The sequence below is a fragment of the Mesorhizobium sp. L2C066B000 genome (assembly GCF_000502335.1).
Taxonomy (GTDB): domain Bacteria; phylum Pseudomonadota; class Alphaproteobacteria; order Rhizobiales; family Rhizobiaceae; genus Mesorhizobium.
This window is the reverse complement of record NZ_AYWZ01000022.1, coordinates 45,397-65,175: the sequence shown is the minus strand read 5'-3', so window position 1 is coordinate 65,175 and position 19,779 is coordinate 45,397. Positions and strand designations below refer to the sequence as shown.

Here is a 19,779-nt window from a genome sequence, read left to right as displayed (position 1 = left end):
GCGAGGTATTCATGGCTAGGCAGTTCGTGTTCTCTTCCGAATCGGTTGGCGCGGGGCACCCGGATAAGTTGGCCGACAACATCTCGGATGCCATCCTCGATGCCATCCTCCGCACAGATCCCAAGGCGCGCGTCGCCTGTGAAGCGTTGGTAAAATCAGGGATAGTCGTTCTGGCTGGCGAGATCACCAGCGATGCCCAGGTGGATTACAGCCAAGTTGCGCGCGATACGATTCTCGACATTGGGTACGACGACGAGGCCGTCGGCTTTGACGGCCGGCGTTGCTCCGTCGTTCATGCCCTCACCGAGCAGTCGCCCGACATCAGCCAAGGCGTTGACGAGGGAAGAGGGCAAGACCTCCAGCAGGGAGCGGGAGATCAGGGCCTCATGTTCGGCTACGCATGCCGCGAAACCGATACCCTGATGCCTTTGCCGATCCAGCTCGCTCATCGCTTGACGAAACGGCAGGCGTATGTCCGGAAGGCACAACAGCTTGGCTGGTTGCGTCCTGACATGAAATCCCAAGTCTCAGTGCGCTATGAGGGGTTGCGCCCGGTCGCCCTGGATACCATCGTCGTGTCGACGCAACATGACGAGCAGGTCTCGCAAGAGACTGTCCGCGAGGGCGTCATTGAGGAAATCATAAAGCCTGTCCTGCCGACCCACCTGGAGACGGAAGGCATCAGAATTCTGGTCAACCCGACGGGGCGGTTCGTAGTCGGCGGGCCGCGCGGCGACTGCGGTCTCACTGGACGCAAGATCATCGTCGATTCCTATGGCGGGATGGGTCGTCATGGCGGCGGCGCCTTCTCGGGCAAGGACCCGTCCAAGGTTGACCGCTCGGCTGCCTATGCAGCCCGCTATGTCGCAAAGAACATCGTCGCTAGCGGACTTGCGGACGTGTGCGAGGTGCAGCTTGCTTACGCAATCGGCGTTGCCAGTCCGGTTTCCGTCATGGTCAACACGTTCGGGACAGCCAGGGTTGAGGAAAGCAGGATCGAGCGCCTCATTCTTGAGTTGTTCGATCTCAGACCGAAAGGCATTATCAAGATGCTTGATCTCTTACGCCCTATATATCGCAATACAGCGACCTATGGCCATTTCGGCCGTGAAGAGCCTGATTTCACCTGGGAGAAGACAGACAGGGCGGACGAATTGCGTCGCGAGGCAGGACTCGCCACCCCGTGAGAGCCGCCGGCGAGCGGATTGGCAAGCGGAAAGCCCATTTCCACCGGGCAGACCCGCGCCTGGCAGGCGTGGCGAGAAGCCGGCTCGGGTTTTTTGGCGGAGACATTGATGCCGGATTATGACGTGCTTTGCATCGGCAATGCCATTGTCGACATCATCGCCCAGTGCGACGAGGCATTCCTCCAGATCAACGGCATCATCAAGGGCGCGATGAACCTGATCGACACGCGCCGCGCCGAACTGCTCTACAGCCGCATGGGCCCGGCGATCGAGGCTTCCGGCGGCAGTGCCGGCAACACGGCGGCCGGCGTAGCCAGCTTCGGCGGACGCGCCGCCTTCTTCGGCAAGGTCTCCAACGATGCGCTGGGCGAAATCTATGCGCACGATATCCATGCACAGGGTGTCGCCTTCGACACCAGGCCGCTCAAGGGCGAGCCGCCGACGGCGCGCTCGATGATATTTGTCACCCCCGACGGCGAGCGCTCGATGAACACCTATCTCGGCGCCTGCGTCGAACTCGGGCCGGAAGATGTCGAAGCCGACAAGGCGTCCGGCGCCAAGGTGACCTATTTCGAGGGCTATCTGTGGGACCCGCCGCGCGCCAAGGAGGCAATCCGCCAGACGGCGAAGCTGGCGCACGCAGCAGGCCGCGAAGTGTCGATGACACTGTCGGATTCGTTTTGCGTCGACCGCTACCGCGACGAGTTCCTCGACCTGATGCGGTCGGGCACGGTCGATATCGTCTTTGCCAACAGCCATGAGATCAAGTCGCTCTACCAGACGTCGTCGTTCGACGAGGCGCTGGCGCAGATCCGCAAGGATTGCCGGATTGCCGCCGTGACCCGCTCGGAAAAGGGCTCTGTCATCGTGCGCGGCGACGAGACCGTGGTCATCAAGGCGACCGCCATCAAGGAACTGGTCGACACGACGGGCGCCGGCGATCTCTACGCCGCCGGTTTCCTGCATGGCTACACACAAGGCCGCGACCTCCAGACCTGCGGCGATCTTGGCTCACTGGCGGCCGGACTGGTTATCCAGCAGATCGGACCAAGGCCCCGGCGGAATTTGCGCCGCGAGGCCGAACAGGCGGGATTGCATGCGCGGGCAACTAACCAGCCGCCCTACTGACGCGATCATCGCAGTGGCGGAACTGTGTCAAAGCTCGCTGATAGCGACAGCCATTCGCTTCGGAGAACTGACGATGCTGCTGCCGTGAAGCTTGCTGGAAGGCGGTGCAAGGCGGGCTTGCCTTGACGGCATTCACCGTCATCGAGATCGCCACCGGCATTTTCCAGAAGCTCAGCTTGGGGAAGGCCAGTAAGGTCCTGAGGTAACGGAGAACTCGCGGCATCCGTCGGAGCACTTGACTTGCGATCACGTCCACGATGCCGAATGCGGGCAGACTGGTTCACCATTGGTCTGGGACCAGCGGAATTGGCAGCTGGGCTTCATCCTCGTCAATCTCATTACAGGACGGGACGGGCCAACTTCGGCTTGTTGTTCTGCCAGCATGGCACGGACGAGTGGACGCCAATAATCTATGAGAACAGGTCGTTCACCCAAGCTGCGTCGCAGCCCGACAGGAATCCGCCAGTTGGACAATGGTGGCAGCGGAGCAGCGCCGCCAATGGGAGACTGAATATTTCACAATGTTAGACAAGCGTAAAAGCGCGATCACATAACGACATAGACATTTCGTTATGCGTCATTGACAAAAGAGCGGACTGCTGTGATTGTCTGCGTGTCGTGGTTCTCGCGTGCGGCGCTGCCGCAACGGAGCTAAGAGGGAAGCCGGTGCGATGCCGGCGCTGCCCCCGCAACTGTTAGCGGCGAGCCAAACCAACTCATGTCACTGAGGCGAATACCCTCGGGAAGACCGGTAGAGGCTACGACCCCGCGAGCCAGGAGACCTGCCACGGCGAATTACGTCCACGGGCGGGGTGTCTCGGTGGCCGCTGCAACCCGGCGTTGATGCCGGCCTGCCAGCGCCTTCCTTGTCACCGACGCCCCAATCATCGGAGTATGACATGACTGTCTCTCAGCAAATTCCTGTAGCAACGCTCGGCGTGCCGCGCTTCGGTCGTCGCCGAGAACTGAAATTCGCGCTTGAAAGCTACTGGTCCGGAACATCGTCCGCTGGCGACCTTCTCACGACGTCGAAGGCGCTCCGTGCCGCTAGCTGGGAAGAGCAGCGCGATCGCGGCGTGTCGAAAATACCGTCAAACGACTTCTCGCTTTACGACCATGTGCTCGACACCGCAGCCATGGTCGGCGCCATTCCCTCCCGTTACGGCTGGAATAGCGGCGAGGTCCCACTTGACATCTACTTCGCAATGGCGCGCGGCAACCAGGGTCAGACGGAGGATTGTGCACACGCTGGTCACCAGGAGGCGGCTCATGGGCCCGGTGTAACCGCGATGGAAATGACCAAGTGGTTTGACACAAACTACCACTACATTGTGCCGGAACTGGGTGATGATCAGACGTTCGCCCTCTCGTCGACGAGACCCGTCGATTACTTCCTCGAGGCCAAAGCTCTCGGCATTCACACACGCCCAGTCATCCTTGGACCCATCACCTTCCTCAAGCTGGCGAAATCGCGTGCCGAAGGGTTCGGTCCCATCGCGCTCCTACCGCGGCTGCTGCCCGTTTACGAGCAAGTCCTGCAGAGGCTGAAGCTGTCGGGAGCCGACTGGGTGCAGATCGATGAGCCAGCGCTTGTCCTCGATCTGAACCCGAACGAACGAGCTGCGTTCGAATTCGCCTATGGCCAGCTGTCGAAAGCCGCGCCCGAGCTGAAGATCATGCTGGCTACGTATTTCGGGTCGCTGGGAGACAATCTCGAAACCGCGGTTTCTCTGCCCCTGGCCGGCCTGCATATTGATCTCGTGCGCGCTCCCGAGCAGCTGGAAACGGTGGGTCGGCTCGCTCCGAAGGATCTGGTGCTCTCGCTCGGCTTGATCGATGGCCGCAACGTCTGGCGTGCGAACCTGCCCGCCATTCTCGACCGCATCAAACCGATCGTCGCCGGCTGGCCCTTGGACCGCGTCGAAATCGCGCCTTCTTGCTCGATGCTGCATGTGCCGATTGACCTGCGCATGGAGACGGAACTCGAGGCCGACATCAGGTCGTGGCTCGCCTTCGCGGCCCAGAAGACCGACGAGCTGGTCTTGCTGGCCCGGGCCCTTTCCAAAGGCAGGGATGCGGTGGCAGCCGCGTTGAAAGCTTCTGCCGAGGCTGCCGCCACTCGCTTGACGTCCACGAAGATCCATGACCCGCTTGTTGAGGGGCGGATCGCCAGCATTGATCATAGCATGAAACGACGAGAGAGCGCTTTTGGCGAGCGCTCCAGAGTCCAGGCCGGCACGCTCGGGCTGCCGCCGTTCCCGACGACGACAATCGGGTCCTTCCCGCAGACGCCGCAGGTACGCCGCGCGCGGTCCGCTCATGCGAAGGGCCAGCTCAGTTATGTCGACTACGAGATTTTCCTGAAGAAGGAGATCGAGTCAGCAATTCGTTGGCAGGAAGAGATCGGGCTGGACGTGCTGGTGCACGGTGAGTTCGAACGAAACGATATGGTACAGCATTTCGGCGAGCAGCTGTCCGGCTTCGCCTTCACTCAGCATGCCTGGGTGCAAAGCTATGGGTCGCGCTACGTGCGTCCCCCCATCATCTTCGGGGACGTATCGAGGCGCAATCCGATGACGGTGCGCTGGTGGCAATTCGCCCAGTCGCTTACGGAAAAGCCTGTGAAGGGAATGCTCACAGGCCCAGTGACCATTCTCAACTGGTCCTTTGTTCGAGACGACGTACCCCGCTCCGAAGCCTGCCGCCAGATCGCGCTCGCCATCCGCGACGAAGTGACGGATCTCGAAAGGTCCGGCGCAAGGATGATCCAGATCGATGAGGCCGCGTTTCGCGAAGGATTGCCACTGCGCCAATCTGACTGGAAAGCCTATCTCGACTGGGCTGTCGAATGCTTCCGGATCGCTTCAACGGGTGTAAAGGACGCGACTCGAATCCATACCCACATGTGCTATTCGGAGTTCAACGAGATCATCGACGCGATCGCTGGAATGGATGCGGATGTCATTTCGATTGAGACGTCGCGCTCCAAGATGGAACTGCTGGACGCCTTCACGAGCTCCAAATATCCGAACGAGATCGGTCCCGGCGTCTATGACATTCACTCACCACGTGTGCCGGAGGTCTGCGAGATTTCGGACCTAATCATGCTTGCCCGCGAGCGACTGTCCGACGGCCAACTGTGGGTAAACCCTGACTGTGGCCTCAAAACACGCAAGTGGGAGGAGGTCCGCCCTGCCCTCATTAACATGGTCGCTGCAGCGCGCGCGCTCCGGGAGAAAGTGGCCTGAGGCTTCTCCTTCCTCACCGTGTGGTGAGCTACCGGCTGGCTCCTGTCGGCCGTGAACATGCCAAACCGGCACACTCTTGGAAATGAGCCACTCGGCGCAAATGTGCAATTTCCCTACGGCACGTGTCTTAATCCCGCAGAAATATAAATGTGGCACTACGCTATAATATTGGTTCCTTGGGGACATACAGGCCCCGCGCCTCGAACAAATCGGTCACGCGTCGTTTCTCAAAGTAGACTGCTTGGCGCGTTCGCTCAGGACAATATATGGTGCTGCGTCTGTCCGCCCCCAGTTGATCGCGCAGACTACGGGCGAGGTGGCAGGGTTCGGGTATCGCTAGCGTCCCGCCAATTCGGAGATGGACGTCGCAATTCGTGTAGCCAAGTAAAAATCGCCAATCATTTTCGATTACGAGTCCGCGGCCAGTTGGCCCTTATTTTCCTGAGATCTGCGTTAAAGGCCGGGGCGTTGTCGCCGTTTCTGAGGGTAAGATGGGATAGGCGACGTCAGGTGCCTCTCCGGTCAGCGAGTTGAGGAAGGCAACAAGCAGGTCAACTTCTTCGTCCGCCAGTACTACGCCGAGCTGGGTGGTCCCCATAATGGCGACGGCCTGTTTCAGATCCCAAACCTTGCCCGAATGAAAGTATGGCGCGGTGAGTGCAACGTTGCGCAGCGGCGCCACGCGGAAGACATAGGAATCGTCGGCTGCATTGGTGACCTCAAATCGGCCCTTGTCTTTGTCCGGCAGGACTTCGGCGCTGGGCCGTTCCACGAGGCCGAATGGGTAATAGGCTTGCCCACCAACGTTGATGCCGGCATGGCAGGACGAGCAGCCTTTGTCCATGAAAAGCACCAGGCCCTGTTTCTGTTCGGAAGTCATGGCAACCTCATCACCATTCAGGAAGCTGTCGAACGGGGCAGGTGTGACCAGTGTCGCCTCGAAGGCTTCGATCGCCTTGGCGAAGTTGTCGAAGGTGACCCGATCGGCTTCAGCCGGAAAAGCTGCATCGAACCACTCGACATATTGCGGCATGGACTTGAGAGTGGCGATGAGTTGGCCCGGTGTATTGGCCATTTCGATCCCGGCTTGGACCGGTCCCTTCGCCTGAGCCTTCAGGTCTTCGGCACGACCATCCCAGAACTGGGCGATATTGAAGACAGCGTTCAGTACAGTCGGCGCGTTGCGCTGTCCCTTCTGCCAACCATGGCCAATCGAGGTTTCGTGATTGTCGTCGCCGCCGGTGGCCAGGTTGTGGCATGAATTGCACGACAAGACGCCTGACGCCGAGACGCGTGGATCGAAGAACAGTGCCTTGCCGAGAGCGATCTTTTCCGGGGTGATCGGGTTATTGGCGACTGTCGGCGTGGTGGATGGCAAAGCCGTGAAGGTGGCCAATGCCGTATCTCTGAGGTCGGTGGGGATCCAATCCGCAGCAAAGGCGGTGGGTGCCAGCAAGGTGACAGCCATCGTACTGAATAGGATTTTCATAATTGGTCTTCCTGCGTCGTCCACGCAGCCATTATGCGATCTGCGGCTCATGAACGCCCTGAGCTAGATCAGCTTGAGGGAGAGGACGGGGTCTCACACCTGTTTTCGCAGCTGAGCTGGGACCCTCTTGGAAGTGATCGCTCTTCTCGATTGGACTTCAGGGAGGAGGAGTATCCCTGGTTGGCAACCGGTTTTATGCATCAAAGCACGCCCTGAGGGCGGCTTCGTAGATTCGGTCACTGCGATCTTCCAGCCAAGGTTGAGAAAGTCGACAGCATCCGCAAGACTGGCAATCTCTTGCACGATGTGCGCTGCACGCCTCGCGAAAAGTGAGCTTCTGAAACGTCAGGGTTCATTCGTTCCTCCTGACCTGCTGATTGCGTGAATCGGCCTTGTCGACACCCGCCGACTGCACATTGTGATGTCACCAGCGATGGCGGTTTCAATACCTAAGCAGCGACGGTCTATGCGACAGTATGGAGGTCGTAGCGGAATAGCCGTTCTGCCTTCATCGATCGTCACACCGGCATATAGCTCCGCTTCTACGAACATCCCATCACGCGAGGATGGCGCGGCGCTTGAGCAGGTCCACCCGCTGCAACTGCCTCACACCTTGATCCACAGATCCTAGGCGATGACCATGTTGTCGTCATCATTTGACGGGCGCGGGGCATTGGCTCATAAGCGAGCCACGGCAAACTGTGCGGTTGCCAGTGCGTAATGAAGTGAATTGGAATGATCTTCGGTTTGGGAAACACGCACGTCCGACGCAGCTTGCGTTGACAGAGGCGGTTTTAGGCGCAATAGCACCTCCGCTGGCCTATTTGTGGAGTTCAATTGTGGTTCGGCCAAAGGCGCGGGGCGCCGGACCGCCCCCTTGTAAACGTAATCAAAGAGAGAGAGAGACCCTGCATGGAAGAAATCTTACCGCGCATCGCCACTGGTGCCGGCATCGGCCCGGCTGTCGCAGAGAAGGCCGTTGGGTTAATGCTGGGTTTCCTGCGGAGCCACGCGGCCGACGGTCCCGGCGCGCGCATGATCGAGGCCATTCCGGGAGCTTCGGAATTAGTAGCGAAGTATCATGGGGACGACCCAGAGGGTGGCGGCCTTATGGGGCTCGGGCAGCAATTGATGAGTGAGGGTCTCAGCATGGCAAAGATCGCCGCCCTCGCCAACGAGACGATCGCCTGCGCCAAGGAACATGCCGGCGACGAACTCGTGGACGAGGTCCTCAATTCCGTTCCTGGCCTTCCCCAGTTCGTCTGATTAGCGGCAGCCGGGGCGCATGACCTTGTGCGCCCGTGCCGGCCCGTTTGCGCAGCAGGCATTCTCCGCCGGGCGTTCCGCACCGATCTCGTGAGACCACCAACCGCCGGGCACGCGGAGCGAGCGCTGGAGTACTTCATTCGTCTATCGAAAAATCAACTTCAGGCGATTCGATGTGTATAATTTCTGGCGGTAAGGGTTTATCCTGAACGCTTTCGATGAAGCCCGCGAGATAGGCAAACGTATTGTATTTCTCGAGGACTAGCCGCTTCGCCTCTCTTATTGCGCCGCGACGTTCCTTCCAGAGGTCTGAGTTGATAATTTCTTGAATTTTTTGGATTACGTTCTTGTCCTCTGGGTCAATCAGAACCATAGAGTCCGAAGGGAAGAACCTCGTGATTGCCGGGCTGCCGTAATAGATCGGCATTGTTTCAGCGACGAAGCAGTCCATAAGCTTCTCTGTAAAATAGTAATCAGCACGAGTATTCTCGAACGCTATACTGTAGCGATAAGGTGCGAGTGCGTTCCATTTATCCCCAATCAGCCGAAAACCTCGGCCGAACAGGTCAAAATCGAGCTCCTTTCTTAGCCGTTCCAGAAACGCCAGCCGATACCGATGTCCTTTAAGCAGGGCGATGTTACTGGTAATCCATGAGAGCCGAAGTGGCTTATCCATGACTTCGCTGACCAGAAGTTGGTCATATGTCTTGTTTACAGACCAAGACCGAGTGATCGGTGGAGACAAAACGAATCGGCGAGCTGCATTCTGCCGAGCAACCAGCTCTGCGTCAGACGTCAGGACGATAGTATTTTTCCCCTGCCCTTCATGAAATGCACGATGAGCTTTCGTCGGCGGTTCGCCGATTGCAAAAATTGTCCTGTTGGGGCTCGCCTCGATATCAACAGGGAGCCCAAAAAGAGAAGCAGAGTTAAAGACAATATGCCAATCAGGCACGAAGGATGTCGTGCGTACAAAAGCGACATTGTTCCAGATTCCACTGCCCTTTGGAGTGAGGTGGTGGATTGCATCATCCAAAACGCCCCAAGAATCTAGACATGTAGCAACAATGGGCGCCGGGCGTTCCGTCAACAATTTGGCCGACAAAGCAGTTCCACTCCCTTCACTCGTGAAGGTACTCAATCGCCATTCAGGATTGCGGTAACATCGGGGAGCATAAACCTTCCGGGACCTGCTGTCGAGGCAATTGTCGCTTTGCACTTGACCAGGTTCTTCCTCGCTTCGTGTGGTGATTAGGCCGGCTGAGTGGCAGCATGCGTGCCTAAGGAGTTCGCAGCCGGCGCTGCCTAATGGTACGTTTGATCGTCTTCAGGCGGTTGATCAGCCCTTCCGCCTCGGCCGTTCTCCACGGCAGTTCAATGGCATCGCGAACGGAGTCAACGTCACGGCGTAGGACCAGACCGAAACGCGTGATGGCGATGAGCCGGGTGACGCCAAGTCGATCGAAGTGCCGAGCTTGCCCAACTCACAGGCCCCGCAAAATGCCGCGGAAGGGCAAGGCAAGCCTGCGCATAGTGGCAAACTCATGTCATCCCTGCTTCAGGACGTCGACCTTTCTGGCCTGGTTGATCGTCAGCACATCCGGAGGCTTCATGCAGAGGGCCTCGGCGACTACCGGCGAGATCACACGGCCGGTCGCGGCATTCTGTATGAGGACGCGTCGCTGGCTGGTTGATGCGTATGATTGATGCAGGCGGCTCACTGTCCTTGCCCGGCCTCTCGGCGCGGCGCCAACTTGCGAGAAGCCGCTCCAGATTCGAGAAGCTGCCGGTCGCCGCGCTGTTTGATATCGTGGAACAGGTGTCATCCGCAGCCATTGCCGCCTCTCCAGGACCGGCTAAGAAACGCCTCGAAATACATTGATGTCCTAGGTTTATCAGCGGCGGTTCCCAGCCCCTTTGCAAGAGCGGCTCACCGGCGATGAACTTACATCACTTTGGCCATTGCCAATGAACGTTTCCATCGTCCCTGACGCCCACCATCAAGCGACCACTATCGCTCGATTTCACAGTCCAAAGAAGCAAAGCGAGACAAAAACAGCGCGCTTAGCCTCGAGGCTACTAGCGACTTCGGCGCTAAGTTAAGCGGCACGCGCCACGCACCTCGGCAGGGTCGCCAACAACGAGTGGCTCAGCGGTCACGCCGCGAAATTTGGCGCATCGATGTCGCTTCTGGACGAGCATTGGCAATAACGCAGTCAGAGACATTGTTGCTTTCAGCGGCAACCGGCCCTATGAAGCGACGCTTCGCTGACTATGTTTCACCGCCTGGAGAGTTTCATGACAGAAGAAGCCGGAAAAAACGTCGACACCCTCATTGAGCTTGCCGCCGATGTCGTGTCGGCCTACGTGTCCAACAATCCGATCCCGGTGGGGGATCTCCCTGCCCTCATCGGCCAAGTGCATGCGGCTCTGAGAGCGACGGCCGGAGGTATCTCTGCACAAGAGCCGGTTGCCCTTACGCCTGCAGTCCCGATCAGGAAGTCGGTGACACCGGACTACATCATCTCCCTTGAAGACGGGAAGAAATTCAAATCTTTAAAGCGCCATCTGTCGACCCACTATGGGCTGACGCCGGGTGAATATCGGGCCAAATGGGGCCTGCCGGTGGATTATCCCATGGTGGCGCCGAACTACGCCGCGAAGCGTTCGTCACTGGCGAAAACGATGGGGCTCGGCCGCAAACCGAAAGCGCCGAGAGAGCCGGAAGCGCCGGTGCCGACGAAGCGAACTCGCAAGAAGGTCGCGGCTTGATTGCGGCAATTGAAATTCCTTCTGCAGCGTTCAGCCGTCGGCTTAATCTGGCCGTCGCATAAAAAAGGCGGGGCCAACCCCGCCTTCCTTTCCAACAACTTGTTTCATGAGGAATTCGCGACCCATGCAGCAATCTGCTGCCCTCACTTTTTGCTCGTCCCTATCGAGCGGCAGTGAGCACTTCCGGGCCTACACGCCCACTCTTGCGACTTCGCAGGAGAAAATTTCAACCAGCTTTGCTCAGGCTGCCAGCTGAGGACTTGCCAGTGCGGCGGTCCTGCTCGATCTCATAGTTGATCTTCTGGCCGTCAGCGAGGGTCGAGAGGCCCGCGCGTTCGACAGCGGAAATGTGGACGAAAACATCCGGACCGCCATTGTCGGGCTGGATAAATCCAAACCCCTTGGTGCTGTTGAACCACTTTACCGTTCCAGTCGTCATATACTTGTTCCTTCTTCTACAATGCACGTGGGCGGCCATTAGGCCTGTCCGAGTCATAGCCGAGAGTTGGGCGCAGCAAAAAGCGAAAAATTGTTAAGCCCCGATCAGCTGGCGCACTCCATTGTGGGCGTAGCCGCCAGCAAGCACTGTCCTATACTACCGCTCGAGCGTGGCCGGAAGCGCCCAATTTCCTCCAACGCTCCTCAGCGCCACGTCGATGGCTCGTGTTTGGAGGCGCGGGACGTAAGGCCGACCGCTGCTCGTGCCGCCAGGTCAAAAGGCCGGGTAGTTCACGGAGCTGCCTTCGTGCATAACACCTTGGGAGCGCCTTAAGGAGTTTCGAGTTGGATTGTTTCAAGAGGGTCGAGGGGTTGATCGATGCGACCAGCGTGGAAGCGATCGATAGCGCGCGCGTTTTGCTGGACCAGTTCAAGGGCAAGTCAGAAACAATCGCCCAAGCGATTGACGACTTCCTGCTTGATTTCATGACCTTGCTGTTTGTGGTAGAAGCCACCCGCGAGCAGTTCCACAATCCGGCGAGGCGGTTAGCGCGCATCAGGTTGAGCAAGGTAAGGCTGTTACTCACGCGATGCTCTTGACCTAAGCGACCACTCGCCAGGGTGCATTTGCAGCCGAGCGCACCAGGCGGTATTTTATGCACATGAAATCAATCGCGACCGCTAAATTCTGCTGTTTGGTTCCCATGGACGACGGCAAGCGCGGACAGCTTCCGTGCTGCTGTCCTGCAGCGGCAAATGTGCTGCATGCCCCCATCCAAGGCGAGCTCGACGTTTGTTTCTTACGTTGACCAAGGTCCCGCGAAAACACTCCCCTTTCCGCAGCAACTCATCACTGTTCAACCGCCTCGCGGCAGGCCATGACGCCAGAAGACAGCAACGGCATCGTTTTTCCCGCCCAGTCCTACGACCTCGTTTTCCAGCGCCTCGCGAATGTCGCCACCCGCCGTTTTTTTCAGGTCCGTCTTCGCGCGCGAGCTGGGTCCGCGCCCACTTAGCTACGCTGCTCACGCCTCTACCCTTCAGCACCGCCCGGTCTGACTGTCGAGGACATCGGTCCGCTGGAGCGACAACATTTCAATTCTGACCGTCGGTGCAGCGGCCTTCGAAGCGCATCCCGTCCCCCTTCCCAGCAGCGCGCCCAATCGTCTTCCAATGAAGAAGATATTCTCAGCCGTGCTCGCGTCGCCTTCAGCCCTGTTCGATGGCCCACAATGTCGGATGCACAACATGTCAGACTGACTTGTCCACATGCCTCGAATGTTTTCTGATCTGGCACGGTGCATGCGTGGTCGTCCGCAAGGCGTCGCGGATCAAGGAAAATCCCTCCAATGACCATCCCCCCAAGAACACCGCCGCCGGTCTCCTGGGCTCATCCCAAGATGAGGCCCGAGTGAGCCCTGGCCGCATGATTCATCTGGCTCGGCCTGCCCGCGATCCTCCCACGGGATCGAAGACGCAGCCCGTTCATGAAAATGAGGAACAAATCACTGCCTCGAAACTTGCCTTTCCAACCGGAGCCATCGATCACCCCCTGGCTGCGCAAGCCGTTCACTGCCACCGCCCTGGCCTGGCGACGACCGCTCCGGCTCTGGCCGCCACCGACGGCGGCAAGATTTCCTGCTCGATGATGGCATGGAACGGTCGACATGACCCCGCGCAAATCGTCACTCACATGATCTGGCACAAGGTCCGCAGCGCCGACGAGCCACCGGGCAAAACGGAACTTGCCCCTTCCCTCGAGCGTCTGATCTTCAGGGCGACGCCCAACCGCCCCGACAGCGAGTTCGACGGAGCCGTCTCAGTCAGCGGCTACAATACCGCCCTCATTGCCTATAAATCGCTTTGGGCGAGATGATGGGCTTCGAGGCCGATCGCATGTTCAACCTCATTCTCAACGACGATGATATCGAGACCGACGAAACGTGATCCTGGAGGAGCGCCGTTGGCGCAGAGAGACGGACCCTCAGGTCTGGTGGACGAGGAGGTCAACGCGACGTTGCGGCCGAATCAGCCCTACCGCATTCCGGTGAACGGCTGGACGCAGGAGATGGAGAAGCTGAACGGCACCGATCGGTTCACGATGTGCAACGAATACCGCCGACCGAACAACGCCGTGCTGGTGGTGGCCGGCGACGCAGAGCCTGAGACGGTGAAGGCGCTGGCCGCGAAGACCTATGGCAAGGTTGCGCGCGGGCCGGACCTGCCACCGCGCAACCGACCGGTCGAGCCCGACTAGTAGAACCGCTAGGCGTCTTGTAGCGTATTCTCCCTCCCACTTGGGTACCGTGGTCTGCTAGCTGTATGGCCGAGGCCCTATAAGGAACCTTTACGTCCGGAATACACACCGCACCTGCTATGGACACCTGCCGCGTTGAGGAGGAATCGGATATTGCCCCTGTGCCTGCCGATGATCCGTCACCTGCGATCCCCTGACCTGTTTGGACCCATCGATCGCCTGCCGGCACTTGGCACGCGGATGGGCGAGCGGACATTTGAGGTTCTCAACCCGTCGACCGGCGAAGTGCTGGCAGAACTACCCGATATGGGTGTCGAGGAGACATGCGCTGCGATCGACAAGGCCTATGTCGCGCAGCCTGGATGGGCAGGGTTTACCGCACGTGAGCGCAGCGACGTTCTATGGCGATGGCATCAGTTGATCATCGACCACGCCGACGATCTCGCTGCAATTCTCACCGCGGAGATGGGCAAGCCGCTTGCGGAAGCCAAGTCGGAGATATCGCATGCTGCGGCGTATCTGCAATGGTACGCCGAGGAGGCAAATCGCGTCTATGGCGAGACGATCTCCGCACCATCGGCCGACCGCCGAATGCTGGTGATCAAGCAGCCCATCGGGGTCGTGGGCACGATAACACCATGGAATTTCCCGGTGTCGATGGTGGCGCGCAAAATCTCGCCAGCCTTGGCGGCGGGCTGCACGATCGTCCTCAAGCCCGCTGAACAGACGCCGCTGGTGGCTGGAGCAATGTTCGCCCTCGCCCATCAGGCAGGCTTTCCCGAAGGCGTCGTCAACCTGATCTACGCATCCGAAGGTGACGCGGTCGGCCGCGAACTTTGCACAAATCCCAAGGTCCGCAAGATCAGCTTCACCGGGTCTACTGAGATCGGGCGCTTACTCATGCGCCAGTGCTCGGACCAGATCAAAAAAGTCAGCCTAGAGCTCGGCGGCAATGCACCTTTCATCGTCTTCGATGACGCCGATATCGATGCCGCGGTGGATGGTGCCATCCAAGCGAAGTACCGCAATGCCGGCCAGACCTGCGTCTCAGCGAACCGACTTTACCTCCAGTCGGGCGTTCATGACGAGTTCGTCGAGAAATTCGTTGAACAGGCTCGCCAACTTCAAGTTGGTGACGGTTTCGCGCTCGGAGTGGACATAGGACCCCTCATCGACAAGAAGGCTTTGGCCAAGATTGAATCCCATATTGCCGATGCCGTAGCTAAAGGCGGCGCGATTCGATGCGGGGGTAAACGCATCGGCACGAATGGCACGTTTTTCCAACCAACGGTCCTGACCGGTGTCACCAGCGAGATGACCGTCGCGCGCGAAGAGACATTCGGGCCGCTCGCACCGATTATTCACTTCAAAGATGCCGATCAGGTCGTGCGTGATGCCAATGAAACGATCTACGGCCTCGCGGCCTATTTTTATGCGTCCAACCTGAAGCGTGTCTGGCGTGTCGCCGAGGCCTTGGAATATGGAATGGTGGGGGTAAATACCGGCCGGATGTCTTCGGAAGCGGCGCCGTTCGGTGGGATAAAACAGTCCGGAATCGGGCGGGAGGGTTCCCGCCATGGCCTCGAGGACTACCTCGAAATGAAATATCTCTGCATGGGCGGCATCTGAAGCATCGGCTTGCAGGGTCACAGGCCGAGTACCTAGCGAGCGATCCCCAAACATGTAAATTGTAGAATCGCTCCTCGATTAGGGCCGTCATACCGGAGCAAACACGCAATCCTGAGGAGCACCCTAATAATTTAGGCATCTATCTCTCCCGCGACAAGCGTCTGCATTTTCGGCGAAGACCTCGTGAATGTTAAGGAGGATACGCTTGCGATTTGGCAGCCCTCGCCGAATACTTCAGGCAAAGGGCTGTGCGTTGCGCGGGTCTGATTGGAAGCTTGTGCACCATGCCGGATGCTGAACGCTGGTTGTGAGCAATATCCTGTTTCGGACCCGAATTTGAACCTGCTACATTCCGATTGTCAGTAGCTCAGTTGTTCTTCGGCTGAATGCCGCGTTGGTACGGTCTCGGACAGAATAGAAGATAGCATCACGCAGGCATTCGCATTCACATTGGTGATCGGCGCACGTTCCAGGGCGCCAGGTTGACCAAGCGGGTCGAATCGCATGACAGCCTTGACCGGCTGGAGGACGGAATGCCGATGCCGCAGAGGTTGTCAGCGCAGTCGAGCCCACACGGCATTGCGGCACGAACAGCAAGGGCTGGGAAGCGATCGGCCGAGCGGTCCTCGAAGGCGCGGGCCAGGGTTGTCGACGACGCGCTGGTTCAGGGCCGCTAATCTGGTCTCTACCGTTTGATAGCGGCTTGGGTCGCCCCAGTGACAGCATATTTGGCATGGTCGGCTTTGGTTGCCGCGCAAATCTGGTCGAGATTGGGACAGCTCACTGGTGCACCTTCGGGCTCATAGTGCTTCCTCCTCATCGAGATGAGGATTGCCGGACTTGGCGTAGAACACCAACACGGGTCTGAGATCAAAGCGCGTCCCGGGTGCAAGGCGCTGGACGGACCGGGGCCATGTTTCGGTTGAGACGCCATCGATGCCTCGCGCCAGCGTTCTGGCGAACCGGGGCATTAACGGAGCGACTGTCGGTGCCATGATCGCAGCGGCCGTCGTCTGAAGGGCTAGCGAAGTTCGATTGCGGGCGGGATACAAACATCGCGCAGCCGCATAGTCTCGCGCCCGACGGTAGATCACGCAATCGCGCACGAAATCGCAGACCTGAGCGGCCGCGCGCCGGACCGAGAAGCCTTCGTCCGAATATGCCCGCTCCATCGCCGCGCGATAGATCTCTATCCGAGCAAAGAAGGCGCGGTCGGCTGGGCTCCAGTCGCCTGCATCGGGTACACGGCCGGCAAAATCCTGCTTGATTTCCTGGTCCAACGCATCAAGCCAGTTCAGCCAAATCCCTTGGAAGACCTCCTTCTCCGTGCGGCGCAGCCCGTCCAGCGTGAAATCCTTCCGCTCCCCTTCCGGGCGTGTCAGGCCCAAATGGAGGCGCACGACGTCGACTGTCTTTGGGCTCAGAACCTCCTTACCCCAGACCGCATGGCGGCAGCTGGTTGAGAACTTCTTGCCGTCGAGCAAGTAGAACTCGTTGACGTGATAGTGGATGCGCGGCGTCCAGTGGGAGAAGACCTCGGCGTAAAGAGCGGGGTAGAGTAGCGCGTGGTAGAAGGAATTGTCGAAGCCGAAGAAATGGACAATCTGCCAATCGCTGCCGGGCACCTCCGCCTTCCAGTCACGACCCAGCGAGCGGCCGAGCGCCTGGATGTTGTAAAGAAAACCGAAGGCCATCTCCGGCCAGACCCAGATCACTTGACCCGGGAACCCTTCGGCCGGCAGGCCCCAGTCCGAGGGGTGGGTAATGGGCACTGAAAATTCGCCGCGTTGGCGTAGGCGCGCGAAGACATCCAAGATGCGTAGCGGGACGCCTGATGCCCTTAGATGCCGGTCGATATTGTCGTAGCAGCGGTCCAGAGCAAGTTCCGGACGGCGGAGGGAGCCGACCAGCGGCGCTTCGGCAGACTGCCGTGACCGCGCTGCACCCAGGTCGTGGCAAAGGTTTGGGGCGCCGCATTCCTCGCAGATGTTGCCGGCGGCGGAGCCGCCGCAATCGGGGCAGAGGCCTCTGACATCCGGCTCATAAAGATAGTGGCCTGTCACAGCATCGAAAAGCGCAGGGCTCTGGCGCAGATCTACCGCCGTGCTGCTCAGAAGAGTTTGGAAACACGCGGCTTGAAATTCGCGGTAACCGTCATCGCCCATTGTGGCTTGGAAGCTGTGGACGTCACAATCGAGAAGTGCGAGCGTGGCGCGAATCTCGTCGGAATAGTAGCGCGCCACGTTTGCAGGCGTCCATTGATCGGTAGCGGCGCGTGTCGCGACGTAGCTCTGGTAATCGTCGCTTCCGGTCAGGTGATACGCCTCGACTCCTTTCATGCGCAGGAAACGGGTATAGACGTCAGCGCCGAAATAGGGGCCAGAAAGATGCCCCAGATGCAGATCGCCATTTGGCGTTGGCGGCGCGGAGAAGACGAAGGTCGGCCCGCGTGGAGCCGTGGTCTTTGCAGCGGCACCAAGGGCGGCCTCGCCGTCCCGCCAGTAGACATCGACGAAATCCAGGTCTTTGTTCCCGTCATTGCGCAGCACATGCGCTTCAAAAGGATGGAACAGAACGACGTCGCCGGCCCCGACCGAGATTTCCCCAAGGTCGGTGGTGACCTTGCCCGCACCAGACAGGACCACGAAGGCCTCGATTTCGTCGTGCCGATGGGGCTCGGATGTGACCCCGGGTCCAACCTTTCCGAACGAAAACCCCGTGCGAGCGCTGCCCGTTCCAAGCGTGGCCGTGTCGATACCGAATGCTCGCGACAGCTCCGTTCGAGAAAATGTGTATTTGCGCATGACAACGAACCTAAGCTTTTGAAGAGTGGGACGGACCTTTGGCTGCCAACGAACAGCCTCAAGTGCACTTCATGGAGAGAAACGGCAGCCCGACCCGTTGGCGGCCCGGCCAGGATAGTGCAGCTCTGGGCCGGCAGGCGGGCGACCAAGGGGGGCGCTAGTCGGGCTGAAGGCACACAGAAGACCGCCTGCAACCAGGTCCACAATCCACGTGCCAAGGCGTCCGATGCTCCGCGAGCCCGGAAATCAGACCGCCATACCGTCCGCGCATCTTTGAGCGGTCGATCAGTTTCGTGTGCTTGCCTCCGCCTGGCTGCGTGAGCTCAATCGCGATAGAAGATGCCATTTGGGGGCTTGAGATTGTCGAGATCGGCCACTTTGCCCTCGGGCGGGTTAAGGGCGCGCTTGAGCACGTTATATTCAGCGCGGGTCGGCCCACCGGTTGAGGCACGCTGGAACACCAAGTAGAGTGTCCGCCGAGAACGATTGCTTTTGTTCGGTCGTGAGTAGTGCGGTGCGTAATCGTCGAAGATGAAGATGTCGCCAGCCTTCCATACTACGGGTTCCCACGAGAACGTTTCGGCGACTTGAGGATAGATCACCCCACCGGCATCCATGGGAAAGACCCCCTTTTTGTGGTTGCCGGGGCTGAAGAAAAGCCCGCCGTTTTCCGGGTCGGAATCGTCGATGCCTATGGCAACCACCGCATGGACCATCCGGTCGGGGAGTTTGTGTGGAATGTGATAAATGTCCTGATGCGGGAGATAGCCGCCGCTGTCGGGGTAGTGGAAAATAAGCAACTCCTTGAGCCTGCGCGCATTTTCGCCAAGCAAATCTTCGACCGCTGACTTTATGCGCTGATCTTCTAATAGCAAACGACGCAATGGATCGTGGAAGTCGAGAAAATTCTCGATCTTGGATATGGTCTTTCGATTGTCCGTCGTCTTCTCGAACCACATGAGCCATTTATCATCGCTGACATCCCAGCGTGACACATCTTCGACAAAATTAGAGATATCTTCCTGAGCCGCAGGCGCAAAGAAACTTTCGAGCCTGACGTATCCGTCTTTCTGCCACTTGTCTCTTTGTGTATCAGTCAACATGCGAAAAGCCTCCAGTTGGAAAGACTGGTTGGTCGGACCCCAATTCGGGCAGTCGGGCGCTGGCAAGTTGCGGGTCCACGGAGACGGTCCCGCGCATGTGGGACGGCGATGCTAAGTGCGTTCCGCTCCGACGGATTTTGTCCGCAGAAGCTCGGCGCGAGACTGCCTATGTCAGGCTCAGCCGGGTCCAGGGCTTCGGTAAACTGGGCCGGATCATTCGGTTCACCCGGTCCAGCCGCGACACGCGTCGCTAGAGGCCGGCACCATCCGACCGCCGACCCAGCCATGGCCGCCAACACCACGGCGCTCTTTCGAGTGAGCGACCTGGTACGGTCTTGACAACCGTAGGGGAAATGCACGCCCCCAGAATAATGCGATGCGCCGCTTGGTCCAAGAACTTGTTCGGTCACAATTTCGGAGAAGCCTCCGGCCTTCGCCGCAGCGGAGGCGGACATCAT

14 protein-coding genes and 1 riboswitch are annotated in these 19,779 nt (G+C 59.0%); of the genes, 9 read left to right on the top strand and 5 right to left on the bottom strand.

Going from position 1 to position 19,779, the window contains the following annotated elements; genetic code table 11:
- The first annotated feature begins 11 nt into the window (after positions 1-11).
- The 3 genes from metK to metE all read left to right on the top strand — a co-directional run bounded on the left by metK (position 12) and on the right by metE (position 5,563).
- On the top strand, positions 12-1,187 hold the full coding sequence (gene metK, locus X733_RS138455) for a methionine adenosyltransferase (RefSeq protein ID WP_023820155.1): 1,176 nt from the start codon (positions 12-14) through the stop codon (positions 1,185-1,187).
- A 108-nt stretch (positions 1,188-1,295) separates the two neighbouring features.
- Positions 1,296-2,315: an adenosine kinase gene (locus X733_RS138460; RefSeq protein ID WP_023820154.1), complete on the top strand. Its 1,020-nt coding sequence runs from the start codon at positions 1,296-1,298 to the stop codon at positions 2,313-2,315.
- 602 nt (positions 2,316-2,917) lie between these two features.
- Positions 2,918-3,120, top strand: a riboswitch (cobalamin riboswitch).
- Positions 3,121-3,214: 94 nt separating this feature from the next.
- Positions 3,215-5,563 carry a 5-methyltetrahydropteroyltriglutamate--homocysteine S-methyltransferase gene (gene metE, locus X733_RS138465; protein WP_031194147.1) on the top strand — a complete coding sequence of 783 codons (2,349 nt, stop codon included), beginning with the start codon at positions 3,215-3,217 and terminating at the stop codon, positions 5,561-5,563.
- A 433-nt stretch (positions 5,564-5,996) separates the two neighbouring features.
- Here the strand turns inward: metE and X733_RS138470 are convergent, their stop codons facing one another.
- Positions 5,997-7,052: a cytochrome-c peroxidase gene (locus X733_RS138470; protein ID WP_023820152.1), complete on the bottom strand. Its 1,056-nt coding sequence runs from the start codon at positions 7,050-7,052 to the stop codon at positions 5,997-5,999.
- A 912-nt stretch (positions 7,053-7,964) separates the two neighbouring features.
- On the opposite strand from X733_RS138470, the gene X733_RS138475 reads away from it, so the two are divergent.
- On the top strand, positions 7,965-8,318 hold the full coding sequence (locus X733_RS138475; RefSeq protein ID WP_023671848.1) for a hypothetical protein: 354 nt from the start codon (positions 7,965-7,967) through the stop codon (positions 8,316-8,318).
- Between the two features lie 136 nt (positions 8,319-8,454).
- Here the strand turns inward: X733_RS138475 and X733_RS1000000169945 are convergent, their stop codons facing one another.
- Complete coding sequence (locus X733_RS1000000169945) at positions 8,455-9,459, bottom strand: glycosyltransferase family 10 (RefSeq protein ID WP_155924293.1); 1,005 nt, start codon at positions 9,457-9,459, stop codon at positions 8,455-8,457.
- Between the two features lie 1,157 nt (positions 9,460-10,616).
- Between X733_RS1000000169945 and X733_RS138480 the strand changes: the two genes are divergently transcribed.
- Positions 10,617-11,090 (top strand): MucR family transcriptional regulator, encoded by a 474-nt coding sequence (locus X733_RS138480; RefSeq protein ID WP_023693512.1) that lies wholly within the window; start codon positions 10,617-10,619, stop codon positions 11,088-11,090.
- A 226-nt stretch (positions 11,091-11,316) separates the two neighbouring features.
- Here X733_RS138480 and X733_RS138485 read toward each other — a convergent pair whose 3' ends face one another.
- Positions 11,317-11,529: a cold-shock protein gene (locus X733_RS138485; RefSeq protein ID WP_023671852.1), complete on the bottom strand. Its 213-nt coding sequence runs from the start codon at positions 11,527-11,529 to the stop codon at positions 11,317-11,319.
- A 344-nt stretch (positions 11,530-11,873) separates the two neighbouring features.
- On the opposite strand from X733_RS138485, the gene X733_RS138490 reads away from it, so the two are divergent.
- The 4 genes from X733_RS138490 to X733_RS138495 all read left to right on the top strand — a co-directional run bounded on the left by X733_RS138490 (position 11,874) and on the right by X733_RS138495 (position 15,414).
- A complete protein-coding gene (locus tag X733_RS138490) occupies positions 11,874-12,128 on the top strand; it encodes a hypothetical protein (protein ID WP_023671853.1) in 255 nt (84 codons plus the stop codon).
- Between the two features lie 706 nt (positions 12,129-12,834).
- On the top strand, positions 12,835-13,404 hold the full coding sequence (locus X733_RS1000000171095; protein WP_023820151.1) for a hypothetical protein: 570 nt from the start codon (positions 12,835-12,837) through the stop codon (positions 13,402-13,404).
- 117 nt (positions 13,405-13,521) lie between these two features.
- Positions 13,522-13,785, top strand: a complete 264-nt coding sequence (locus tag X733_RS1000000171090) for an insulinase family protein (protein WP_023712629.1) — start codon at positions 13,522-13,524, stop codon at positions 13,783-13,785.
- A 153-nt stretch (positions 13,786-13,938) separates the two neighbouring features.
- Positions 13,939-15,414, top strand: a complete 1,476-nt coding sequence (locus X733_RS138495) for an NAD-dependent succinate-semialdehyde dehydrogenase (RefSeq protein WP_023820150.1) — start codon at positions 13,939-13,941, stop codon at positions 15,412-15,414.
- 800 nt (positions 15,415-16,214) lie between these two features.
- On the opposite strand, the gene X733_RS138500 is transcribed toward X733_RS138495, so the two are convergent.
- Positions 16,215-18,218, bottom strand: coding sequence for a class I tRNA ligase family protein (locus tag X733_RS138500; RefSeq protein WP_023820149.1), 2,004 nt, complete (start codon positions 18,216-18,218; stop codon positions 16,215-16,217).
- A 323-nt stretch (positions 18,219-18,541) separates the two neighbouring features.
- Complete coding sequence (locus tag X733_RS138505) at positions 18,542-19,321, bottom strand: phytanoyl-CoA dioxygenase family protein (protein ID WP_023820148.1); 780 nt, start codon at positions 19,319-19,321, stop codon at positions 18,542-18,544.
- Between the last annotated feature and the right edge of the window lie 458 nt (positions 19,322-19,779).